This is a genomic window from Cupriavidus metallidurans CH34, from assembly GCF_000196015.1.
GTDB lineage: Bacteria > Pseudomonadota > Gammaproteobacteria > Burkholderiales > Burkholderiaceae > Cupriavidus > Cupriavidus metallidurans.
This window is the reverse complement of record NC_007974.2, coordinates 360,077-380,500: the sequence shown is the minus strand read 5'-3', so window position 1 is coordinate 380,500 and position 20,424 is coordinate 360,077. Positions and strand designations below refer to the sequence as shown.

The following is a 20,424-nucleotide window of genomic DNA, read 5'->3' as shown; positions in this document are numbered from 1 at the left end:
CGTCCTTAATGCTTGGCAGTCGCACGCGCGGCATTCACCGCGGTGGCATCGCGCAGGATGTCCTGCAGATAGAGATTGCCGTCGGTGATCACCACGTCGCCCTCTTTCAGGCCTTCCACCACCTCGGTCGTGCCCGGAATCGTCACGCCGAGCTTGACCTCGCGGCGCTCGAACCTGTTAGGCGTGGTTCGCACGAACACATAGTTCTTGTTGTCGGCCAGGAACACGGCCTTCGACGGCACCGAGATCCCCTGGAACGACGCGGCCTGCATCTTCGCCGTAACGAACATCTCGGCCTTCAGGCGGCGGTCGGCATTCGGCACGGACAGACGCACCTTGACGCTGCGCGACGACGGATCAACGTAATCCGCGATCTTGACCACGGTGCCCGTGAACGTCTCGCCGGGGTAAGCGGCGCTGGCAAGCTGCACGGTCACGCCGGGCCTGAAGTGGCCAAGGTCCGCCTCGGCGGCATCGAGCTGTGCCCACAGCGTCGTGGGATCGGTGATCAGGTACAGCGGTGCGGTGGGCGGCTGGTCGGGACGCAGTTCCATCCCCGGATTGATATTGCGCTCGACCACCAGGCCGTCGATCGGGCTGCGCAGCGCAAAACGCTGGTTCACGCCGTCGCTGCCGGAAGCGCCGTACATGCGCAGCGCTGCCTGCGTGCGCTGCTGGTCAGCCGCGGCGCGCGCGTTGTCCGCCTGCGCCTGCTCCAGATCCTTCTGGGCGATGACCCCGGCCTCATACAGCTCGCGCTGGCGCGCCAGCGCCTTCGACGCCACGGCGCTATCCGCGGACGCCTTGCGGGCATCGGCCTGCGCCGAGCCAAAATCGGGCGACGTCAGCATCGCCAGCGGCTGGCCTGCCTTCACGGTGGCGCCGGGCTGCACCAGAATCTCCATCACGCGGCCGGCGAACGGCGAAGCCACGCGCACCGTCTTGTCCTCGTTCCAGACCAGACGGCCGGGCATGCTCAGCATCCGATCGCCGCCGCTCTTGACCGGCTGGCCGACGACGCCGGGCAGCGACCTGACGCTCGCCGGATACTCGATGACCTGACCAGCCACCTTCGGCTCGTCGTCGTTCTCGGGCGCTTCCTTCTTGCCGCAGGCGCCCAGCGTAAGGACGCACAGTGACAGCACGGCCGCCAGACGCGCGGCGCCGGCACGGGTGAAGCGGGAATCGCGGGAGATGAGCGGCATATCAGGGATGCGATGCATCGGTTCGAACCTGGGGAAGCTTGTTGATATCGGAAGTGGTGGCCTGCAGGGCGGCGCGGTAGGCGGCCATGGCCTTGGCGAAGTTGCCCTGCACGTCGACGGCGTCCAGGCGCGTCTGACGCAGCGCGCGGCGCGCGTCGAGCAGGTCGAGCACGCCGGTGGCACCCTTCGTATAGGCGAATTCGGCGCTCTGCGCGACGGTCTCCGCCGCCGGCAGCACGGCGGTCTGCATCTGCTGCAGCGACGCGCGCGCCGATTCGAGCTGGCTGCGCAGCCGTTCGATGTCGTTCTGCGCGGCCAGCAGGATACGATTACGGTCGTCGAGCGCCGCGTAGTAGTCCACCTCGGCGCGGCGCGCTTCACCGCCGAAGCTGTGGCGCACGAACAGCGGAATCGAGATGAACACGCCGTAGCTGTTGCCGCTGCCGGTGGTATTGGCCTCGGAAACCGGATAGTGCTCGTACTGGGCGCCGACGGTCACGTCGGGCACACGGCCGGCACGCGCCAGGTCACGCGCGGAGGCCGCGGCGGCCAGCCGGGCTTCGGCAGCCGTCACATCCGGGCGGCGCTGCAGCACTTCGGGATCGACTGACGGCACCGGGGCATCGAGCGCAGGCCAGTCCGGCACGAGCCGGTTGTCCAACAGCGTGCCCGGAAGACCGATCGTGGCGGCCAGTGCTGCCTTGCTGGTGGCATAGTCCGACTGGGCGGAGCGCAGGTCACTCTGGGCCCGCAGCGTTTCGAGCTGGAGCTTGGTCACATCGGCGCGTGCCACGTCGCCAGCCTTGAGCCGGGCCTCGTTCGCTTGCTGAGTCTTGCCATAGAGACCGACGGTTTCTGTCAGCACCTCTACCCGGCTCTGGCTGGCTACCGCGTCATACCACGCCTGCTCCACGGCGCCGACCTGCTGGGCCACCACGGCCTGCGTCTGCTCGCCGGCGGCGGCGCTGGCCTTGCGGGCCGCGTCGGTGCGAAGGTTGCCCTTGTTCGCGGTCTCGATCACCTGGTCGACGCGTACCGTCGAGTCCACGGTCTTGCTGCGCCAGTTCCCGGCGCCCACGCCAAGATGCGGGTTGATATTGGCCACACCCAGGCTCAGGACCGGGTTCGGGCGTTGGGAGGCAATCTGGATGTCGGCCTGGCTGGCTTCCTCGCCGCGACGGGCCGAGATGATGTCGCGGTTGCAGCGCAGCGCGTCAAGGCGTGCCTGCGCCAGGGTCAGCGCGGCCTTTGCCGGAGGCGGCATGCAGGGGCCATCTGGAGGCATGGGTCCGCTGGCGGCTTGCCCGGCCGAGGCGGCAATGGAGCCCACGGAGGCCATGGCCAGCAACGTCGCCACGGCGACTCGGGAAACATAAGAATGCACGGTCAGTCTGGCTCGTTTCGACTTGATCGGAAGTTAACGATCATGTCCGCCAAACGGTGCACCGGGAAGACAGCTTTATTGTCTTAGGCCCAGGACATTCATCTTCGTATTCTCCCGCAAAGCGTGCATGATCTCGCGCGCCTATTCAGCCTGAACTTCATTACAAATACCTTTCACGCCGATGGCGAACCGGCAGGTTTTGCAGTAATCCCACGCTCAGGGAAAACACGCATTGGCGCTCCATTGGCGCCCCATCAGCGCCAATTCGGAGGGCCGGAAGCGTCGTCAGGCGGCACCCGCCGCGACGATACGTTGTGCGCGTTCAAGCACTGGGCGATCAACCATCTTCCCGTCGACGGCAATCGCGGCACCCTGCGCGGCGGCGGCCTGCTCGACCACGCGACGCGCCCAGGCCAGTTCGTCGGCCGATGGCGCCAGGGCGGCATGGACACCCCCCACCTGATTCGGATGAATCAGCAATTTGGCCCCAAACCCGAAACGCCGTGCCCGCGCGGTGTCGGCGGCCAGCGCGTCGGCATCGCCGATGGCCGTGCAGACACCGTCGACCGGCGCCGGCAGTCCGGCCGCCCGGGAATGCATGACCAATTCGCTACGGAAATGGTGGAGCGGCGCGTCGTCGTCACCCACGTCAAGGTCGAACATCAGGTCGATGCTGCCGAACAGCAGTCGCGATACGCCTGGCGCGCGCGCCACATGGGCCAGATCGGCAAACCCGGCCGCGCTCTCCAACAAGGCGCCGCACGGCGTCTCGGGCAGTTCGGCACGCAGCGCGGCCAGCGCCGCCTTGTCGGCCTTGGGCAGCACGATCTCGCGAACGCCGCTTGTGCGGCAAAAGCCCACGTCTTCGGCAAAGTACGAGGTGTCAGCACCATTGATGCGGAGCAGCAATGCTAGGCCGGCGGCATCCGCCTGGGCCTGCAAGTCGCGCCAGGGCTCGGCCAGGCCAGCGCGCGCAGCCGCCTTGGCATCGGGCGCCACCGCATCCTCAAGATCGACGATCACGGCGTCGGCGCCAGCCGCGATCGCCTTGCCAATACGCTCCGGACGCGATGCCGGAACGAACAGATAACTGCGCGGCACTCGGGTGGTTGTCATCGCCCGCCTCCGTCAGACCACGCCGTCGGCATGAAGCCGGGCGATCTGTTCGGCAGTGCAACCGGCCTCGGCAAGGATGGCGTCCGTGTGCTCGCCCACCGCCGGAACCGGGTCCATGCGCGCGTCGGTCATGCCGGGCGGCAGCAGGGCCGGGATCTGCCCCGCCGGGGTATCGACGGTGCGCCAGCGCTTGCGGGCCGCCAGTTGCGGGTGCGCCCAGACGTCGGCCATCGTGTTGACGTTGGCGTTGGCGATCTTTGCTTCCTCCAGCCGCTCCACCACCTGCGCGGCGGTCAGCCGCCCGAACGCCTCAACGATGCGGGCACGCAGTTGCGCGCGATTTGCGCTGCGCAGGCTGTTGGTGGCAAACGCAGCGTGAGTGGCCAGATCCGGCTCATGGAGCACCACCTTGCAGAACGCCGCCCATTCGCGTTCGTTCTGCAAACCAAGCATCACGGTCTTGCCGTCGCCGGTCGGGAACGGTCCGTACGGGTAGATCGTGGCATGCGACGCCCCGGCGCGCGGCGGCGGTTCGGCGCCATCGAACGCGTAGTACATCGGGAAATTCATCCATTCGACCATCGATTCGAGCATCGACACGTCGATATGCTTGCCACGGCCGGTCTGGCCCCGCTCGATCAGCGCGGCCAACACGTTGCTGTATGCGTACATGCCGGCGGCAATGTCCGCCACCGAGGCGCCGGCCTTCACGCCCTCTTCCGGCGTGCCGGTGACCGACACGAAGCCCGATTCACTCTGCACCAGCAGGTCATAGGCTTTCTTGTCGCGATAGGGACCATCGCCGCCGTAGCCGGAGATATCGCAGACGATCAGGCGCGGAAAGCGCTTCGACAACGTCTCGTAGTCCAGCCCGAGGCGGGTCGACGCGCCCGGCGCCAGGTTCTGGATCAACACATCGGTCTTGGCCAGCAGGGAATCCAGCACCGGGGCCGCGGCAGGCGCCTTGACGTCGAGCGTCAGGCTTTCCTTCGAACGGTTGGTCCAGACGAAGTGGGACGACAGCCCGCGCACGCGGCCGTCATAGGCACGCGCGAAATCGCCCGGGCCAGGCCGCTCGATCTTGATGACGCGCGCGCCGAGATCGGCCAGTTGACGGGTGCAGAACGGCGCGGCGATGGCCTGCTCGAGCGAAACGACGGTGATGCCTTCAAGGGGTCGGGACATGACAGTGTCTTGGGTAGGTAGCGCAATGCCGCCAATCTACCCGCCCGCCTCCGACCTGTGAAATAGGGATTGCAGAAGGCTCCATAAGTAGAATCAATAGCCTGCACCCCCGGTGCGTCCCCATGCACCCTCTGGAGAACCCATGGACATCCGTGCCATGCGCTATTTTGTGGCCATCGTCGACCAAGGCAGCCTGACCCGCGCCGCCGAGGTCGTCTGCGTGGCGCAGCCCGCGCTGTCGCAGCAGCTTGCCACGCTGGAAGACGAATTCGGCGTGCCATTGGTGCACCGCAGCGCGAAAGGCGTGCGGCCCACCGAAGCCGGAAAGACGCTTTACCGTCACGTGCGCAACATCCTTCGACAGGTGGAAATCGCGGGCGCCGACGTGCGCGTGGCCGGAGCCGAGGTCTCGGGCACCGTGGCCATCGGCCTGCCCACCACGGCGGCAGCGGCCTTCGGCATGGCGCTGATACGCACCGTGCGCCAGCGCTACCCGCAGGTCCGGCTGCAGCTCTTTGAAAGCATGAGCGGATATATCTCCGAACTGCTGAACCAGAACCGGCTCGACTTCGCCATCCTGTTTCGCGACACGCCATCGCGCGCGGTGGAGCCGGAGCCGCTGGCCAGCGAACCGCTCTACCTGATCGGCACGCCACCCGTGACCGCGCCGCGCCCGGGCAAACGGGGCAGCGCCACGGCGGATACGGTCCCGCTCAAGGCGCTCGACGGCATCCCGCTGGTACTGCCAAGCGGCTCGCAGGGGTTGCGCGAGGTGGTCGAGCGCACGTTTGCCAAGGCCGGCATGAATCTGAATGTGGTGGCCGATCTCGACTCCCTGCCTTTCCTGCTGGCGTCCGCCCGGGAAGGATTGGCCTGCACGATACTGCCAGCGTCGTCGCTTGGCGATGGCGATGCGACCGTGCCTCGGCGGCTGATCGTTCCGGAACTCCGACGCACGCTGTCACTGTGCTGGCCGCGCGCGCTGCCGCGCTCGAATGCGGCCGAGGCGGTGGCTGATGTGTTGCGAGAGATAGTCGGAGAACGGATTGCGCTGGGCGGGTCGCTGGCGCCAGCGGGTTGATGGGAGCGGCGACTCCCGGTGTCGGTGTATGGATGGCCGGCCCGCCGCGCCCGGTCCGATAAGAAAACCTTATGCCCATAGTCACCGATTGAATTTCTCCTTAGCGGGTGGCTCCGCTAGAGTGGGCGCCACATCAGCGGGCCTCCAAGTGCATGGGCCCGCCAGAAGCCACCGAGGAGACATCATGCTTCGTACAATCCGCGCCATCGCCGGTATCGCCATGGCCCTGTCCGTTGTCGGCCACGCTCAAGCCGACACCTATCCGTCCAAGCCGATCCAGATGATCGTGCCGCAGGCGCCGGGCGGCACCAACGACATCGTCGCCCGACTGGTGGCGGCCGACCTGTCGCAACGCCTTGGCCAGCAGGTAGTGGTGGAAAACCGCCCGGGCGCTGGCGGCAACATTGGCACCCAGACGGCGGCCCGCTCCGCGCCAGATGGCTACACGCTGCTGATGACCATCAGCAGCACACAGGCCATCAACCCGTCGCTCTACCGCTCGATTCCGTTCGACCCAATCAAGGACTTCGAGCCGATCGCCCCGGTAGCTACCGTGCCGAACGTGCTGGTGGTCAACCCCGCCTTCCCGGCCAAGTCGATGTCCGAACTGATCGCGATGGCCAAGGCCAAGCCCGACTACTACCGCTTTGCCTCTGCCGGCAACGGCACGCTGAACCATCTGCTGGGTGAGATGCTGAACAGCATGGCGGCCATCAAGCTCGAGCACGTGCCGTACAAGGGCGTCGCCCCGGCGCTCAATGATGTGCTCGGCAACCAGGTGCCGATGGCCTTTGCCAGCCTGCCCTCCGTGCTGGCGCATATCAAGGCCGGCAAGGTCCGCGCCCTGGGCGTGAGCTCGGCCAAGCGCTCGCCGTTCGCCCCGGACATCCCCGCCATCAGCGAGACCGTGCCCGGCTATAGCGGCGACCTCTGGGTCGGCCTGTTCGCAGTGCGCGGCACGCCGAAGGATGTCACCCAGAAGCTTGCCGCCACGATGCAGACCGCGCTGGGCGACAAGACGCTCCGCGACAAGCTTGCTGCCCAGGGCGCCGAAGTGCTGACGGGCACGCCGCAACAGTTCTCCACCATGCTGCGCGGCGACATCGACAAGTGGGCGAAGATCGTCAAGCAGTCTGGTGCGCAGGTCGACTGACCGCTTCAGTCGGGAGTCGGCACCTGCGGGTGCCGGACTTCCACCCGATCCGCCCGACGCACCACAGCAATGTATTACCCATGTCCGCGTATGATCGCGGACTTGCCTTTTCTGAAGGCCGTTTCTCGCAACCCCGCCCCCGATTCACCATGCCCGACCATTCGCTGCTGTCCGCCCTGCTCATCTTTGGACTCGGGGGACTCCTCGGCGGCGTGGGCGGCCTGTTTGGCATCGGCGGCGGCCTGATCGCGATCCCGGCCCTTGGCCTGCTCTATGGCATGGACCAGCAGCTCGCACAGGGCACCTCGCTGGTGATGATCGCGCCGAACGTGCTGATCGGGTTCTGGCAATACCGCAAGCGTGCCGATATCGAGCTGAAGACAGCCATCGTGCTTGGCTTGTCCGCGGTGCTTGCCACTTACGCTTCCGCAAAGTTCGCCACGTCGATCGACGCGGCACTGCTACGCCGCATCTTTGCCGTTTTCATGATTGGCCTGGCGCTGTACTTCCTGTGGCGACTCCTGCCGGGCCGCGCCACCACACAACCGCAGGCACGCCTGTCTCCCTCGTGGATTCCCGCCGTGGGCGTGGTCGGCGGCGCGTTCTCCGGATTCTTCAGCGTCGGCGGTGGCGTGGTAGCCGCCCCCGCGCTTGTGGGGCTGTTCGGAATGCGCCAGGCCGCCGCGCAGGGCCTGGCACTGGCACTGGTCACCCCTGGCGCGGTTGTCGCGCTGTTCACCTATGCCAACGCCGGCCACGTTGACTGGTACAGCGGCATCCCGCTCTCGCTGGGCGGCATGCTGACGATCTCGTGGGGCGTGGCCCTTGCCCACCGTATGCCAGAACGCAAACTGCGCGCGGCGTTCGCGCTGTGCTTGATTGCGACGGCGGTGGTGATGCTAGTGCGGGGGTGAGTCGCACTGGTGCAGCCTAGCGCGCCTTAGAGGCGCCATCAAAATGACTCTGGCGTCGTTGCGCGGCCTTGCCATACTACTTGTACTGTCTGCGGCCGCGCGTCTAGCCAGCACCGCTTCGCTTCATTTTGATAGCGCCTCAGTCAGTCGACACGGATCGTCGAGAAGCTCACCGTATATGGGCAAGTCGCCGAAACGTGCCGCATCGATCGTTACCGATTCTCTCCACCTGCCAAGATGACGGGAATGAACTGCGAGTGCGGCATGGTTGCGAAGGCGCCTTGATGGATAGCGAATGCCAATCGCACCTGTCCGATTGAAAAGCGCTTCGAGAACATGGTGCATCTCCAGACCGAAATGCCTGCACCATTGGTAGTCTGGGTCTGACAACCGATCATAGATTCCGAGTCTGGCGGCTGTCGTCCCACCAATCTCGAGGAAATTCAGATCCGACTTCAGCCGCATGGTAACCAGGAGGCCGTCACTGGCAGCCTCGTTGAGTCTGAACGCGCCCGGATATCTCTCGACCTTCTCGCAAAATCGGCCCTCCCAGATCGCGGTGTAGGTATCTTCCGCGACATACAGCCAATGGAAAGGAAAGCGGCCTGCTGCCTGCCTGCAACTGACCGGCGGCCCCCATCGGTGGGTATGCGTCACGAAGTCAGGCAGCGCCGTCGCCGCGTTCCAGGCGGCTCTGGTCAGCAACGTCCCACGGCTCAGCGTGCAAACGCTCGAGGCCATCGCATCGATGACCAATCCACGCGGCGGCATCTGTGCCGCGACGTCTGCCGGCATATCGGTAGCGCCCAAGGACAACTCCGGATCGCACCTCACGGGCCGGCTCGCAGCAACCGGGAAGGGAGCAGCTCTAGTGCCGCCGTGACCGTTGCCTGCCGTTCGGCATCGGACCGTCGCAAATGATGCACCTGCCCGATCGACACCGACCCTTGGGTACAAAGCAGCCTTCCGCATAGCACTTCAGCCGGAGTGAGATCATTCAACTCTTCGTAGGCGATCATCCAGAAAAAGGGATCTTCACCTGACGGCTCGTTGCGGAGCGCCATGATGATCGGCATGATCAGGCTCGGCGCGGGCGGCACGAACTGCCAGGCCGGAAGTATTGTGGGCATTCCGGCGGGATCGTAGCCCTCGGCGTAGAAGTGGCCCGCCTCGATGGCGCGATGCAGTTCGCAAGGCGTCAGGTTCACGAGGCCCTGCGCCGAAACCTCCGCAACCGTCAGATGACCAATCGGCAGCCGGCTGGACCCGAGCACAGCACACGGGGAATCCGAAAATGGCAGATGGCCGGGACGGCTGCCTTGGCGCAACCCGCTGGGTGTATAGGCTGTTGGCAGCGGCTGCAAGCCTGCCATGGGATCGAGATACATGCTGAACCTCCGGTGCAGTGACGTGACGAGGACAGCTTATGGAATGGCTCGACACGGCTCAATCACTGCAACGGCGAAAGCGCAATCCGACACGAATTCACAGCATTGTGTGGCTACCGCCCCTCACCCTGCGTAGGTACACCTGGCACCCGCGGTGTACACCCACCCACGTCACCCTTCCCGAGGCTTCTGAAAATGCTCGCGGACAAGCCTCGACGCTTCTTCCCAAAGCGCTGGCGAGCCGCGCTCGATCGGCGGGCCGTAACGTGCCATGGCCTGTTCTTCCGTGACGTCGCACTCCACCCAGCTACCACCTCCGGTCGCTGCGTTGTGGAGTAACGGCTGCAGACGGTCCAGCGATTTCGCAAACCGTGCGTCGTCGCTTTCTCCCGCTTCGAACTCGGACCACAGACTCCGGAACTCCGCTGCCTGGGCGGCCGGCAGCAGCGAGAAGATCCGCTCTGCCGCCTGTTCCTCCAGCGCCGCCTGACCGGCTCTTGCTGCCGGGTCGTGAAACGGCACATCGCCTGCGTCGATTTCCACGATGTCGTGGATAAGCAGCATCTTCACCACGCGCAGGGCGTCGACAGGTGCCGCCGCATGTTCCGACAGGACGAGGGCATACATGGCCAGGTGCCACGAATGCTCCGCGCTGTTCTCACGGCGTGACTGATTGATAAGCGGTGTCATCCGGACGACGCTCTTCAACAGGTCGATTTCCCGGAGGAAGGAAAGCTGGCGTTCCAGGTTGGACAGGTTCACGTTGAATGCAGATGGACAGTGTTTCGCGGTGAAGTTTAGCAGCCCGCCCCGGCCGCGCGGGGCAGTGCGCCGGCCGTCGCTCACGCCTGCTTGCGAAACACCAGGCTGAAGTTGTTGGCCGGCATCTGAATCGGGGCATCGCACGTCAGGCCGTGCGTCGTGCCGAGTGCGATCACGGCTTCCATGTCGCGCACGCCCCAGTCCGAATCGGCCGAGTGCAACTGACGGTCGAACGCCTCGTTGCTTGGCGCCGTATGCGCGCCTTCGCGGCGGTAGGGGCCATAGAGGTACAGCACGCCTCCCGGCGCCAGTCGTCTGCCCGCACCCTCGAACAGCGCCTCGGCCGCGGCCCAGGGCGCGATGTGGATCATGTTGATGCAGACGATGGCGTCCACGGCATCGATGCCCCACGGCTCCTGGCGGACGTCGATGGCAAGGGGTGGGAGAACGTTCTGGACCTGCGTATGTTCGGTCCAGGCGGCAATCGACTCGCGGTGCGTCGCATCCAGATCGCTCGGCTGCCACGTCAAGCCCGGAAGCGCCGCCGCAAAATGCACGGCGTGCTGCCCGGTGCCGCTGGCGATTTCCAGTACCGTGCCCGATCGCGGCAGTACGTTGCGCAGCACGGCCAGGATCGGCTCGCGGTTGCGGTCGGTGGCGGGCGCCATGCGGCGCGCGGTCGGATCAGCGGTCATGGGGTTCCTCGTGGGGCTGCCACCCGGTCGGATGCCGGGCGCGCAGCCCACAGGGTAGCAGGACCGGCCGGAACGCGGCGTCAGGCCCGCTTGCCGAGGCGAATCGCTGCCGGCGTGGCCGTCAGGTAGCCCACCGCCGCGCCAAACCGGTCCTTATAGTTGGCGCGGACCAGCGGGTCGAGCTGTGCCTTGACCTTGTCGTGCAGCCCCGCTTCCCAGTCGCCAGGATGCTGGAAGTTGCTCATGATGTACGTCCAGCCATTGATCTCGTCCACCGCGTGCAGTCCGGTCGATTCCGCGCCGGCCGGGCACGACAGCACGCGCGACAGCTGCTTCGTGTCGACGTTGTACGCCCACAGGAAGTTGTTGACGTGCGTGTTGCTGTCTTCGCCGACGAACAGCGTGCGCAGCGACTCCGAGAACTTGAGGTTGTCCGGCGTGGCCACCTTGTCGGGGTTGGCGAAGTTGCCGAGCGCATCCTGCGCCTTCCTGGGTCCGCCGCCGAGGTCTTCGGATACCAGTGCCGGCACCGGTGCCATGTCGACCGGCACCCATTCGCTGTCGATGCGCGCGCCAGCATGGTCAGTCTGGGCGCCACGCAGGTTCAGTTCGTACACGGCGCCGGAGTAGGGACCTTCCACGCGGATATCGCCCGCGTTCGCCGCGTTGCCGGCCAACATGCTCGATTCGATACGCGAGATCGCCGAGTACGCCTTGCGGTCCGCGATATTGACCGTGGTCCCTTCCATCTTGGTGAAGCCCAGGCTGCCACCCACAAGCGCCGCGTAACGATGAGTCTCCAGGAACGCCGCCGCCTTCTCCTGGCCCGGCGCGACCTTCACCCAGTTCGGCTTGCCATCGATCAGGATGCGCGTGTAAGCGCTATCAGCCGGGTCCTTGGTCTTGACGTCCATGATGTCGGAGACCTTGATGCCACTATCCACCAGCTTGCGGATCTCGTCGCTCGTCGCGCTGCCCAGCGCGATCCACGACAGCGTGGCCGCGCCCGGCCCCGTGCCGGAAGTCTGGTGCCACTTGGCCACATAGAGCTTGCCCGACGACAGATCGCGCGGACGATCGGCGATGAACATGAACAGGCCGCCATTGGTGGCGTCGTCGCCCATCAGTACGGTGCGTTCGTCCGGCATCACCTGCACGAGTTCGTGCGAGATGCGGCCCAGGCAGTAATGCTTGCGGATCGAACCCGTGCCGTCGGCGTGCACGGTGACTTCGGGGAGATGGCCGTAGTGGTAGGGGTTGGCGCGGTCTGCGTCGCCATACAGGTTCTGGCTGAAGCCACGCAGACGCTTGTCGGTGGCGGCCTTGACCGCGTCCGGCTCGTACTCCTCGCTCGACAGGTGCGTGTTCCACGGCGACAGGCTCGCGCCACAGGTGATCCACAGGCCGTTCACGGACGACGTATCCACGTTGTGATAGCGCACCGGAGTGAGTTTGCCGGTCTTCGGGTCCTGGTCGAGCGTGATGACGGCGATCGGCGACGGCAGCATGCCGTACATGTCACCGTTGGCCTGGTCGCGCGTGGTGTATTCGAATTGCACCACGGCGAACACCGTATTGCCCTTCACGCCGGGCACGCGCGCGCCGCGCACGGTCAGCAGCGAGCTGCCGTCCGGGCAGTCCGAGAAGAACTGGCGCGTCTTGCCGGGCACCGAGGTATCCATGATCGCGCGGTTATGGATATCGTAGTAACCGCCTGCCAGCACCTTGCCGCCCTTGCCATCGGGCAGCATGTCGCCGGTGACGAAGAAGGGCTGGTATGCCAGCGCATATTCCTGCGCGCTGTCATCGCTGTAAGACACCTTGATCGACGAGCCAACCGTCGTCGTGGCCATCGTCGCCGGATTGTCGAGCGACGGCGCGGCCATGCCCGTGAACGTTGCCGAGGTAAAGGCCGCGCCAGCTTTGCGCCGGGGCGCGGCGGCGAACGCGGCCTCCATCGCGGTCATCCCACCCGCAAGACTCGCGGCGGCCGCGCCGATCGGGAGCATCGGGGCTCCACCAAGGATTTTCAGGGCACGGCGGCGGGCAACGAGGGGTTGGTCGGACATGATGGTTCTATGTGGGTGGATAGGTATGCGAATCGGGCGCCGGGGCAATGTGGACGGAACGCCCCGTGGCGGATGATAAGCACCCAGCATGACAGTTTTTTGACGGTCAGCAAGCTGTCACGCGACCCGGTTTCCGTGGCCGCCGGTCGGCCTGCGCTACACTCGCCTCCTGCCCAGCGACCACTGCATTTCCCCGTCTTGCCTACCTACACGCTTGCCGCCCCAGTTCACGCCGACATCGAGATCCGCAAGAGCCGCTTTATCGCACTGGCCGTGCCGGTGGCCGACCGTGATGCGGCGATGGCCGTGATTCAGGATCTGCGGGCGCAGCATCCCACCGCCACCCACGTGTGCTGGGCGCTGCTGGCGGGCGGACAATCTGGCATGTCAGACGATGGCGAGCCTTCTGGCACGGCAGGCCGGCCGATCCTCGAAGTTCTTCGCCATCACGACCTCGATGGCGTGCTGGCGGCCGTCGTGCGGTACTACGGCGGCGTCAAGCTGGGCGCGGGCGGCCTCGTGCGGGCCTATACCGACGCCATCGCCGGCGCGCTCAAGGACGCCGAGCGTATCGAACGCATTGCGTACACCACGTTTGCCATCGAGGTCGACTATGCCGACGAATCGCGCGTGCGACGCTGGCTGGAGTTGTCGGCCGCCGAAGGCTGCACGCTGGTCGACACCCGATATGACGCGTTGGCGACGCTGCTGATCCGCCTGCCCGCCACGCTGCGCGATGGCGCGATTGCCACGCTGCGCGACGCCACGCACGGCCGAGCCCGATTCCCGGATACCGAAGAGCAGGCATGACTGGCGACGGGAACACATTCGACGACACCGAATACACGGCGTGCGTCCTGCCCGCAAATACACGGTTTGCCGCGCCGGCTTCGCTGAGTCTGCTCGAGGCGGCGCTGCTCGAAGGCGTGTCGCTGCCCAGTTCGTGTCGCAATGGCACTTGCCGCGCCTGCATCAGCAAACTCCACGCAGGCAGCGTGCGTTACCGCGTGGAATGGCCAGGCCTGAGCCTCGACGAAAAGGAGGATGGCTACATCCTGCCCTGCGTGGCGTGTCCGACCAGCGACGTCGTGTTCGAACCCGTTGGCGCGGCCTGATCGCGCCATCATCTACGGGCCAAGCCCTGCCCACGCTCTATCTGCACTCGATCCGCGCGCTACCCACACTCAATCGTGACGACCGTTCACCGAAAAGAACCGTAGCGCGATCTTGAGTGCATCGGGGCCGGCGGGGTCGGCGAACGCCTGCCCCGGCGCGCCACCGCTCCAGGCGTGACGCAGACCCTCCACCTTTACCAGCCGCAGGTACGGGCGCGCCCCGCTCTGCCAGTCGAGCACGTCCATCTCCCTGCGCGTGCCGCGGCGCACGTGCTTTGGCGGCAACGGGGCAGGTGCATGCACGCCATGTGGGACGAGGTCGAGCCACATGGCAGCCGTAGCCGTTGCGTTGTCGTAGGACACCATCGCGTCCTCGTCGCCATGCACCAGCAGCAGCGGCGGAGGCCGACGTCCGGCCAGCAGCAACCGCGCCGCATCGATGTCAGGCGCCCGCTCCCCGCGCATCGCGCGTGACGCCTGCGACGCGTTGCTGGCACTGAGCGGCGCGGCACCGGAATGCGAACCCACGGCGGCAAAGCGATCGGGATAGCGCAGACCCAGCATCAGCGCCATGGCGCCGCCAGCAGACAAACCGAACGCGCAAACCCGGTCGGCCAGAACCGCGTAGCGCCGGCACGCATGATCGACCATCGACATCAGCAGCGCCGCCTCCGATGCGCCGCGCTCAGCGGGCCGGAACCAGTTCCAGCAGCGCTGGGCGTTGCCTTGCAGCGATTGCTCCGGCATCAGCACCACCCAGCGCGCGTCGCGCGCCACGGTGGCCACGCGGGCGCAGGCCGCGAAGCTGGCGGCATCCTGGCCGCAGCCGTGCAGCAACACCAGCAGCGGCGCTGGCCGCGCCGCGCTGACACCGGGCGGCACAAACACGCGATAGCGGCGCTGCGCCATGCTGCCGATACCGAGGCTGAAGCCCCACAGCCCCTCCTCCCAGATACCGCCGCCCTTGCTGACCGGGGTTGGGGCCGGAGTCACTACCCCTGTGAAGGCCTGACGCGCGGCCTTGCCAACGGCACGCCCCATGGCCTTGCTGACCGCCTGGCCCTGCTGCCTGGCCACGCGCAGCACCGGATCCGTCACTGTCTGCGCCACGGTGCGCTGCAGCCGGCGCGCGCTGCGCGCCGCCTGCTTGCCCAACGTTGCCAACAGCCTGGTACCGCCCGTGCGCCGCTTCATACCGCATCGCCCTTTCGTGTCCGGTGCGGCAAGGCCATGCTAGCGCCGCGATCTGGGGGCCAGTATGGCAGGCGAATATGTCAGGAATCCTCGGCGGATGGGGTCAGAATGCCCCGCGTAGCGCCAGATCGACGCCAAGCAACAACAGACCGCAGAAAAACAGGCGACGGAAGCGCTCCGCGCTAATCCGGTGGCGCAGCCACTGCCCGAAGAACATGCCGCCGAGCGCGGGAACCAGCGCCAGCGCCGAGGCCCCCAGTACCGGCGTGTGCAGCAGCGCGCCGTCCAGCGCCAGGCTGACAGCCAGCGCAATGGTAGACACGGTGAACGACAGCCCCAGCGCCTGGACCATGCTTTCCTTGTCCAGCCCAAGCCCCTGCAGGTAAGGCACGGCCGGAATCACGAATACACCCGTCACCGCCGTGATGGCGCCGGTCACCAGTCCGATCAGCGGCGCCAGCCAGCCTTCCGCGCGCGGCGGAACGTGCAGCCTCACGGCGGCCAGCCCGACGATCGCGTAGAGCACCAGCGCCACGCCCAATGCGTTGGTGGCATGCCCGAGAACCCGGGCCGGCACCAGCGCCGCGCATATCCACGTGCCCGCGCAGATCGCCACGAGCATCGGCCAGAGGCGCTGCAGTAACAGGCCGAAACGCGGTCCGCTGAATAACTGGACCACATTGGTCACCATCGAAGGCGCCACCAGTAGCGCGGCGGCCTGGGCAGGCGGCATGACCAGCCCCAGCAGGCCCACCGCCACTGTCGGCAGGCCCAGCCCGACCACCCCCTTCACGAAGCCGGCCAACAGGAATGTCAGACCGATGAATGCAATCTCCTGCCCGATATCGAACAACGTCATTCGCATTGGCTCCGGGGATCAGGGTTGCGCAGCGTCGTGCACCGCGCGGCTGTCGGCCGGCGCTTCGTCGCGTTCGTTCATGCCGTAGTCGCGTACCACCTGCGCCACGCGCAACCGATAGTTGGCAAACACGCCGCCGCGCCCGGCCGCCTGCGCCTTGCGGTGGTCGAGCGTGTTGCGCCAGGCGATCACGGCTGCCTCGTCCCGGAAGAACGACAGCGAGAGCAGCTTGCCCGGTGTGGTCAGGCTCTGGAACCGCTCCACCGAGATGAATCCATCAATGGTTTCCAGCGTCGATTTCAGATGCGCGGCGATGTCGAGGTAGGCGTCCTGGCGCCCTGGCGCGGGCTCGACTTCAAAGATGATGGCGATCATGGCTGGGGGCTCCATTTAGTTGTTGGATGAAAAGCTGGGAATGCGCGCATTGACGGATGGCCGGTAGCGCACGCCGGCAGCAAGCCGGTCCGGGTGTACGTCGCGCGCGAGCAGCGCATCGACCGTGCACGTGGCCAGCACGCGAGCCAGCGCATCGCCTGGGCAACCGTGCCGCCCCGCACCAAAGGTCCACGCGCGCTCCTCCGCGGCGGAGGAAGGATCATGCGCCGCCGCGGCCAGCAATACCAGCACCGCATCGCCCTCCTTGACCTGCTGGCCGCACAACATCGCATCCGCTGCCATGAAACGGCGCGTGTTCTGCACGGGTGGATCGATCCTTGCCACCCGATCTACGCTCGCTCCGATATCGGCCCCTTGCCAGTCAGATCTGCCGAGATAAACGAGCGTGTTGCCGATCAGCCCGGCAGTCGCTTCGCACGACTGGATCATCAGGCCGATCGCGTTTGCCGTCAGCGTGGCCGGATCCATCTTGCTGTCACCCCCCGCCTGCGCCAGCGCGGCCAGCACGCCGATGTCTGCCGTTTCGCGATCTTCGGCGGTTTGCGCCAGGCGCGTCAGCCATTGCGCGGCAGCAACGCCAGCCTCGACATCCGCCGGGGATGCCAGCGGTGACATGGCCGCGGCAAAGGTGGCAACAAAGCCGGCCACCCGCGTCGAGACGTGACCGTCCGTGTCGCGCTCAAGCGGAAGGCCCAGCAGATCGGCGATGGCGAGCACCGGCAACGTGAACATCCAGCGATTGGCTTCGTGTGCGTCGTCGTGGTCCACGCGGGGCAATGCCGCTGCCAGCGCGCGGGCCCGACTGCGTGCATCGGACAGATCCAGCGCCGCCATCTGCCGCGCCACGATTGCCTTCAGCGGGGCATGGGCCACGCCGTCATTCATACGGATCAGCCGCCCGAACAGGTCACCTGCGGCAGATCCGGCGAGCGACGGCGGAACGGGCTGTGCGGCTGGCCGCACGCGGCCATCGGCATGGTCCAGCACTTCCGCGACGGCCGCCGCGCTGGCGGCGACCCACAGCTTCAGTGCTGGATCGAAGTAGAACGGGCGAGTGCTCGCGAGGTCACGATAGTAAGGATAAGGATCGGCGTGCGTGACGGCTGCAATCGGATCGGCGGGGGCAAGGGAAGCGTTGGGGGGCATGACCTGCTCGCATCTGGTAGATGCCACCCAGTATGGTTCGCCATCGCACTGGATGTTTCACGACAACGCGAAATGTCGATTGCACCACTAAGGCACCACCGAGGCACCACCAAGCGCGGCTAGCCAGCCACCAGCCCCTTTTGCGCCAGCCATTCGGCGTTGAACAGCCGCGCCGAATACAAGCTGCCACGATCGCACAGTAGCGTCACGATGGTGTGACCCGGCCCCAGATCCTGCGCGATCTGCACCGCGGCCGCCACATTGATGCCCGTCGACCCACCCACGTACAGCCCTTCCTCGCGCAGCAGCCGGTAGACCATCGTCACGCAACGCTGGTCATCGATGCGCACCGCATCGTCGATTGGTGTGTCCGCGAGATTCGCAGTGATGCGGCTTGACCCGATCCCCTCGGTAATCGAATTACCTTCGGCCCGGATCTGCCCGGTCTTCACGAAGCTGTACAGACCACTGCCATGTGGATCGGCCAGCACCGTTCGCACCGCCGGGTTCTGCGCCTTGAGAAAGCGGGCAACGCCCGCGAGCGTCCCGCCTGTGCCAGTGGCGCAGACGAAAGCATCGATCTTGCCGTCGGTATCTCGCCAGATCTCCGGCCCCGTGGTCTCGTAGTGGGCCTGCCGGTTGACCGTGTTGTCGAACTGGTTCGCCCAGATCGCGTTGTCGAGTTCCTGCGCCAGGCGCCCTGCCACCTTCTGATAGTTATTGGGGTCGGCGTAGGGTACCGCCGGCACGGTGCGTACTTCGGCACCGAGCACGCGCAGCAAGTCCATCTTCTCTTTCGACTGGGTCTCCGGAATCACGATCACGCAGCGATAGCCACGCGCGGCGCAGATATGCGCCAGGCCGATGCCGGTGTTGCCGGCCGTGCCTTCCACCACGGTGCCGCCAGGCTTCAGCGTGCCGCGCCGCTCGGCGTCAGCAATGATGTACAAGGCGGCGCGGTCCTTGACCGAGCCACCCGGGTTCAGGAACTCGGCCTTGCCGAGGATCTCGCAGCCCGTTTCCGCGCTGAGCTTGCCGAGCCTGATCAACGGCGTGTTGCCGACTGCGCCGATAAAACCGTTCCGCGTTGCCATCGCACCTCCCGCATGCCCGAACTGTGCCGCTCATTCCTACAGCTACAGCTTAGTCCGGGCATACGGATGGCGCGGATTGCGGGCCGGAAGCATCGTCCGGCGCACAATCGTCGGCCAGCGCCGCTACGTGAAGTCCGCGCGCAGCACGTGCTTCATCAGCTTGCCCGTGGGGGTACGTGGCAGTGTGTCGCGAATCAGGAACTCGCGCGGCACCTTGTAGCGCGCCAGCCGCTCGGCGGCGAAGGCCTTGATGCCCTCCGGGTCCGGCTGCGTGCCGGGCCTGGGCACCAGCACAGCTACCACGGTCTCGCCCCACTGGTCGTGTGGCCGGCCGATCACCGCAACGTCCTGGACATCGGGGTGCGCCCCCAGTACGTCCTCGACTTCCTTCGAGTAGACGTTCTCGCCACCGGTAATGATCATGTCCTTGGTGCGATCCACCACGAACAGGAAGCCGTCGGCGTCCAGGCGGGCCAGATCGCCGCTGCGATACCAACCGTCGCGCATGACTTCACGCGTGGCGGCTTCGTTATCGAGGTAGCCCAGCATATTGGAGTCGGCCTTGATCCAGATTTCGCCAATCTCGCCGGGGCCAGCATCGGCACCGCCCGTGCGCACCACACGCATGTCCAGACCCGGCGTGGCCACGCGGCCAATCGAGCCAGCCTTGGCGACCTGTTCCTCCGGGTACAGCACGGTGCCGGACGGTCCGGTCTCGGTCATGCCGAAGACCTGATAGAAGCGATCGCTGCGATAAAGCTGCGCAAGCTGGCGGGCGGTGTCCGCGCCGATCGGGCCGCCACCATAGATCCATGCGCGGACCGACCCCAGATCGAACGCGGTGACGTCGATCTTCATCTGCAGCGGCAGCAGGTACGACACTGGCGCGCCGAAGTACAGCGTGGCGCGCTCGTCCTGCGCGGTCTGCAGGAAATGCAGCGGGTGGTACTCGCGCAGCAGGATGACGGTGCCGCCGACGTACAGCGTGCCAAGCATCCAGTTGTTAAGCGGCGACGAGTGCCAGAGCGGCATCGCCATCAACGTGCGCTCGTCGCGCTGCATCGACAACGCCAGCGCGGCGGTCATTCCTGCCATGCACACGGCCCGATGGGTCAGCACGCAGCCCTTGGGCCGGCCCGTGGTGCCGGACGTGTAGAGAATCTGGGCGATGGCGTCGTCGGCCGGCGGCAGCGCATTGTAGGTGCCGGCCGCCGGCAATTGCGCGTCGAACGAATCGAACCCGGCCGCATCGGTGCTGGTGGCCAACAGCTTCACTGGCGTCTGCAGGCGAGAGACCACGGAAGCCAGGCTGCCGTCGAACACACACACCTTCACGCCTGCATGTTCGAGGATGTAGTCGACCTCCGGTGTCTGCAGTTTGTGGTTGACCGGCACCGCCACCGCGCCAAGCCGCCACGCCCCGAACATCGCCGCCACCATACCCGGCGTGTTGAAGCACAGCACGGCCACGCGGTCGCCCGCGCCAACGCCGTGGTCGGCAAGCACGATGGCCGCGCCGCGCGACAACGCATCGAATTCCGCATAGGTGATCGACTGTCCGGCATACCGCAGGAACGGCTTGTCCGGATACTTGCGTACGTTGCTATCCAGCAAGGCAACGATGTTCATTGGGGCGTCTCCACTTTCTCTTTTGTATGTTCTGCCGGC

At 66.2% G+C, this 20,424-nt stretch carries 20 protein-coding genes; 5 read left to right on the top strand and 15 right to left on the bottom strand.

Going from position 1 to position 20,424, the window contains the following annotated elements:
• Positions 1-5 precede the first annotated feature (5 nt).
• The 4 genes from RMET_RS19890 to RMET_RS19875 form a co-directional block, all read right to left on the bottom strand.
• A complete protein-coding gene (locus tag RMET_RS19890; RefSeq protein WP_049799793.1) occupies positions 6-1,205 on the bottom strand; it encodes an efflux RND transporter periplasmic adaptor subunit in 1,200 nt (399 codons plus the stop codon).
• Between the two features lies 1 nt (position 1,206).
• Positions 1,207-2,544 (bottom strand): TolC family protein, encoded by a 1,338-nt coding sequence (locus tag RMET_RS19885; protein ID WP_011518352.1) that lies wholly within the window; start codon positions 2,542-2,544, stop codon positions 1,207-1,209.
• Positions 2,545-2,874: 330 nt separating this feature from the next.
• Positions 2,875-3,705, bottom strand: coding sequence for an HpcH/HpaI aldolase/citrate lyase family protein (locus RMET_RS19880; protein ID WP_011518351.1), 831 nt, complete (start codon positions 3,703-3,705; stop codon positions 2,875-2,877).
• A gap of 12 nt (positions 3,706-3,717) precedes the next feature.
• Positions 3,718-4,890, bottom strand: a complete 1,173-nt coding sequence (locus RMET_RS19875) for a CaiB/BaiF CoA transferase family protein (RefSeq protein ID WP_011518350.1) — start codon at positions 4,888-4,890, stop codon at positions 3,718-3,720.
• A 142-nt stretch (positions 4,891-5,032) separates the two neighbouring features.
• Here RMET_RS19875 and RMET_RS19870 point away from each other — a divergent pair, with 142 nt between their 5' ends.
• From RMET_RS19870 to RMET_RS19860, 3 genes are all read left to right on the top strand, one after another.
• The gene (locus RMET_RS19870; protein ID WP_011518349.1) at positions 5,033-5,971 is read left to right on the top strand and encodes a LysR substrate-binding domain-containing protein; all 939 of its coding nucleotides are present in this window, start codon (positions 5,033-5,035) and stop codon (positions 5,969-5,971) included.
• A gap of 184 nt (positions 5,972-6,155) precedes the next feature.
• Positions 6,156-7,124, top strand: a complete 969-nt coding sequence (locus RMET_RS19865) for a Bug family tripartite tricarboxylate transporter substrate binding protein (RefSeq protein WP_011518348.1) — start codon at positions 6,156-6,158, stop codon at positions 7,122-7,124.
• Positions 7,125-7,273: 149 nt separating this feature from the next.
• A complete protein-coding gene (locus RMET_RS19860) occupies positions 7,274-8,038 on the top strand; it encodes a sulfite exporter TauE/SafE family protein (RefSeq protein ID WP_017511504.1) in 765 nt (254 codons plus the stop codon).
• A gap of 123 nt (positions 8,039-8,161) precedes the next feature.
• Here the strand turns inward: RMET_RS19860 and RMET_RS19855 are convergent, their stop codons facing one another.
• From RMET_RS19855 to RMET_RS19835, 5 genes are all read right to left on the bottom strand, one after another.
• A complete protein-coding gene (locus tag RMET_RS19855; RefSeq protein WP_231138530.1) occupies positions 8,162-8,848 on the bottom strand; it encodes an RES domain-containing protein in 687 nt (228 codons plus the stop codon).
• Positions 8,849-8,868: 20 nt separating this feature from the next.
• Positions 8,869-9,426 (bottom strand): hypothetical protein, encoded by a 558-nt coding sequence (locus RMET_RS19850; protein WP_011518345.1) that lies wholly within the window; start codon positions 9,424-9,426, stop codon positions 8,869-8,871.
• A gap of 171 nt (positions 9,427-9,597) precedes the next feature.
• Complete coding sequence (locus RMET_RS19845) at positions 9,598-10,188, bottom strand: HD domain-containing protein (RefSeq protein ID WP_029308835.1); 591 nt, start codon at positions 10,186-10,188, stop codon at positions 9,598-9,600.
• An 80-nt stretch (positions 10,189-10,268) separates the two neighbouring features.
• Complete coding sequence (locus tag RMET_RS19840) at positions 10,269-10,883, bottom strand: DUF938 domain-containing protein (RefSeq protein ID WP_011518343.1); 615 nt, start codon at positions 10,881-10,883, stop codon at positions 10,269-10,271.
• A gap of 80 nt (positions 10,884-10,963) precedes the next feature.
• Positions 10,964-12,952: a PhoX family protein gene (locus RMET_RS19835; protein WP_011518342.1), complete on the bottom strand. Its 1,989-nt coding sequence runs from the start codon at positions 12,950-12,952 to the stop codon at positions 10,964-10,966.
• A gap of 198 nt (positions 12,953-13,150) precedes the next feature.
• On the opposite strand from RMET_RS19835, the gene RMET_RS19830 reads away from it, so the two are divergent.
• Both RMET_RS19830 and RMET_RS19825 read left to right on the top strand, forming a co-directional pair.
• Positions 13,151-13,762 carry an IMPACT family protein gene (locus tag RMET_RS19830; protein ID WP_029308832.1) on the top strand — a complete coding sequence of 204 codons (612 nt, stop codon included), beginning with the start codon at positions 13,151-13,153 and terminating at the stop codon, positions 13,760-13,762.
• Positions 13,759-14,067 (top strand): 2Fe-2S iron-sulfur cluster-binding protein, encoded by a 309-nt coding sequence (locus RMET_RS19825; RefSeq protein ID WP_011518340.1) that lies wholly within the window; start codon positions 13,759-13,761, stop codon positions 14,065-14,067. The genes RMET_RS19830 and RMET_RS19825 overlap by 4 nt, the downstream gene beginning before the upstream one ends.
• A 69-nt stretch (positions 14,068-14,136) precedes the next feature.
• On the opposite strand, the gene RMET_RS19820 is transcribed toward RMET_RS19825, so the two are convergent.
• The 6 genes from RMET_RS19820 to RMET_RS19795 all read right to left on the bottom strand — a co-directional run bounded on the left by RMET_RS19820 (position 14,137) and on the right by RMET_RS19795 (position 20,385).
• A complete protein-coding gene (locus RMET_RS19820) occupies positions 14,137-15,261 on the bottom strand; it encodes an extracellular catalytic domain type 1 short-chain-length polyhydroxyalkanoate depolymerase (RefSeq protein WP_011518339.1) in 1,125 nt (374 codons plus the stop codon).
• 103 nt (positions 15,262-15,364) lie between these two features.
• Entirely contained in the window at positions 15,365-16,120 is a 756-nt protein-coding gene (locus RMET_RS19815; protein WP_011518338.1) for a sulfite exporter TauE/SafE family protein, read from the bottom strand.
• Between the two features lie 18 nt (positions 16,121-16,138).
• Positions 16,139-16,495 carry an antibiotic biosynthesis monooxygenase family protein gene (locus RMET_RS19810; RefSeq protein ID WP_011518337.1) on the bottom strand — a complete coding sequence of 119 codons (357 nt, stop codon included), beginning with the start codon at positions 16,493-16,495 and terminating at the stop codon, positions 16,139-16,141.
• 15 nt (positions 16,496-16,510) lie between these two features.
• Complete coding sequence (locus RMET_RS19805; RefSeq protein WP_011518336.1) at positions 16,511-17,662, bottom strand: cytochrome P450 family protein; 1,152 nt, start codon at positions 17,660-17,662, stop codon at positions 16,511-16,513.
• A 119-nt stretch (positions 17,663-17,781) separates the two neighbouring features.
• Positions 17,782-18,756 carry a cysteine synthase A gene (locus tag RMET_RS19800; protein ID WP_011518335.1) on the bottom strand — a complete coding sequence of 325 codons (975 nt, stop codon included), beginning with the start codon at positions 18,754-18,756 and terminating at the stop codon, positions 17,782-17,784.
• Between the two features lie 123 nt (positions 18,757-18,879).
• Positions 18,880-20,385, bottom strand: coding sequence for a class I adenylate-forming enzyme family protein (locus RMET_RS19795; RefSeq protein ID WP_011518334.1), 1,506 nt, complete (start codon positions 20,383-20,385; stop codon positions 18,880-18,882).
• Positions 20,386-20,424: the final 39 nt, after the last annotated feature.

Coding starts and splice junctions, on each gene's coding strand:
- RMET_RS19815 (WP_011518338.1), bottom strand. CDS start 16,120: ATGACGTTGTTCGATATCGGGCAGGAGATTGCATTCATCGGTCTGACA.
- RMET_RS19800 (WP_011518335.1), bottom strand. CDS start 18,756: ATGGCAACGCGGAACGGTTTTATCGGCGCAGTCGGCAACACGCCGTTG.
- RMET_RS19810 (WP_011518337.1), bottom strand. CDS start 16,495: ATGATCGCCATCATCTTTGAAGTCGAGCCCGCGCCAGGGCGCCAGGAC.
- RMET_RS19860 (WP_017511504.1), top strand. CDS start 7,274: ATGCCCGACCATTCGCTGCTGTCCGCCCTGCTCATCTTTGGACTCGGG.
- RMET_RS19840 (WP_011518343.1), bottom strand. CDS start 10,883: ATGACCGCTGATCCGACCGCGCGCCGCATGGCGCCCGCCACCGACCGC.
- RMET_RS19865 (WP_011518348.1), top strand. CDS start 6,156: ATGCTTCGTACAATCCGCGCCATCGCCGGTATCGCCATGGCCCTGTCC.
- RMET_RS19880 (WP_011518351.1), bottom strand. CDS start 3,705: ATGACAACCACCCGAGTGCCGCGCAGTTATCTGTTCGTTCCGGCATCG.
- RMET_RS19875 (WP_011518350.1), bottom strand. CDS start 4,890: ATGTCCCGACCCCTTGAAGGCATCACCGTCGTTTCGCTCGAGCAGGCC.
- RMET_RS19820 (WP_011518339.1), bottom strand. CDS start 15,261: ATGAAGCGGCGCACGGGCGGTACCAGGCTGTTGGCAACGTTGGGCAAG.
- RMET_RS19850 (WP_011518345.1), bottom strand. CDS start 9,426: ATGTATCTCGATCCCATGGCAGGCTTGCAGCCGCTGCCAACAGCCTAT.
- RMET_RS19890 (WP_049799793.1), bottom strand. CDS start 1,205: ATGCCGCTCATCTCCCGCGATTCCCGCTTCACCCGTGCCGGCGCCGCG.
- RMET_RS19805 (WP_011518336.1), bottom strand. CDS start 17,662: ATGCCCCCCAACGCTTCCCTTGCCCCCGCCGATCCGATTGCAGCCGTC.
- RMET_RS19870 (WP_011518349.1), top strand. CDS start 5,033: ATGGACATCCGTGCCATGCGCTATTTTGTGGCCATCGTCGACCAAGGC.
- RMET_RS19885 (WP_011518352.1), bottom strand. CDS start 2,544: ATGGCCTCCGTGGGCTCCATTGCCGCCTCGGCCGGGCAAGCCGCCAGC.
- RMET_RS19835 (WP_011518342.1), bottom strand. CDS start 12,952: ATGTCCGACCAACCCCTCGTTGCCCGCCGCCGTGCCCTGAAAATCCTT.
- RMET_RS19795 (WP_011518334.1), bottom strand. CDS start 20,385: ATGAACATCGTTGCCTTGCTGGATAGCAACGTACGCAAGTATCCGGAC.
- RMET_RS19825 (WP_011518340.1), top strand. CDS start 13,759: ATGACTGGCGACGGGAACACATTCGACGACACCGAATACACGGCGTGC.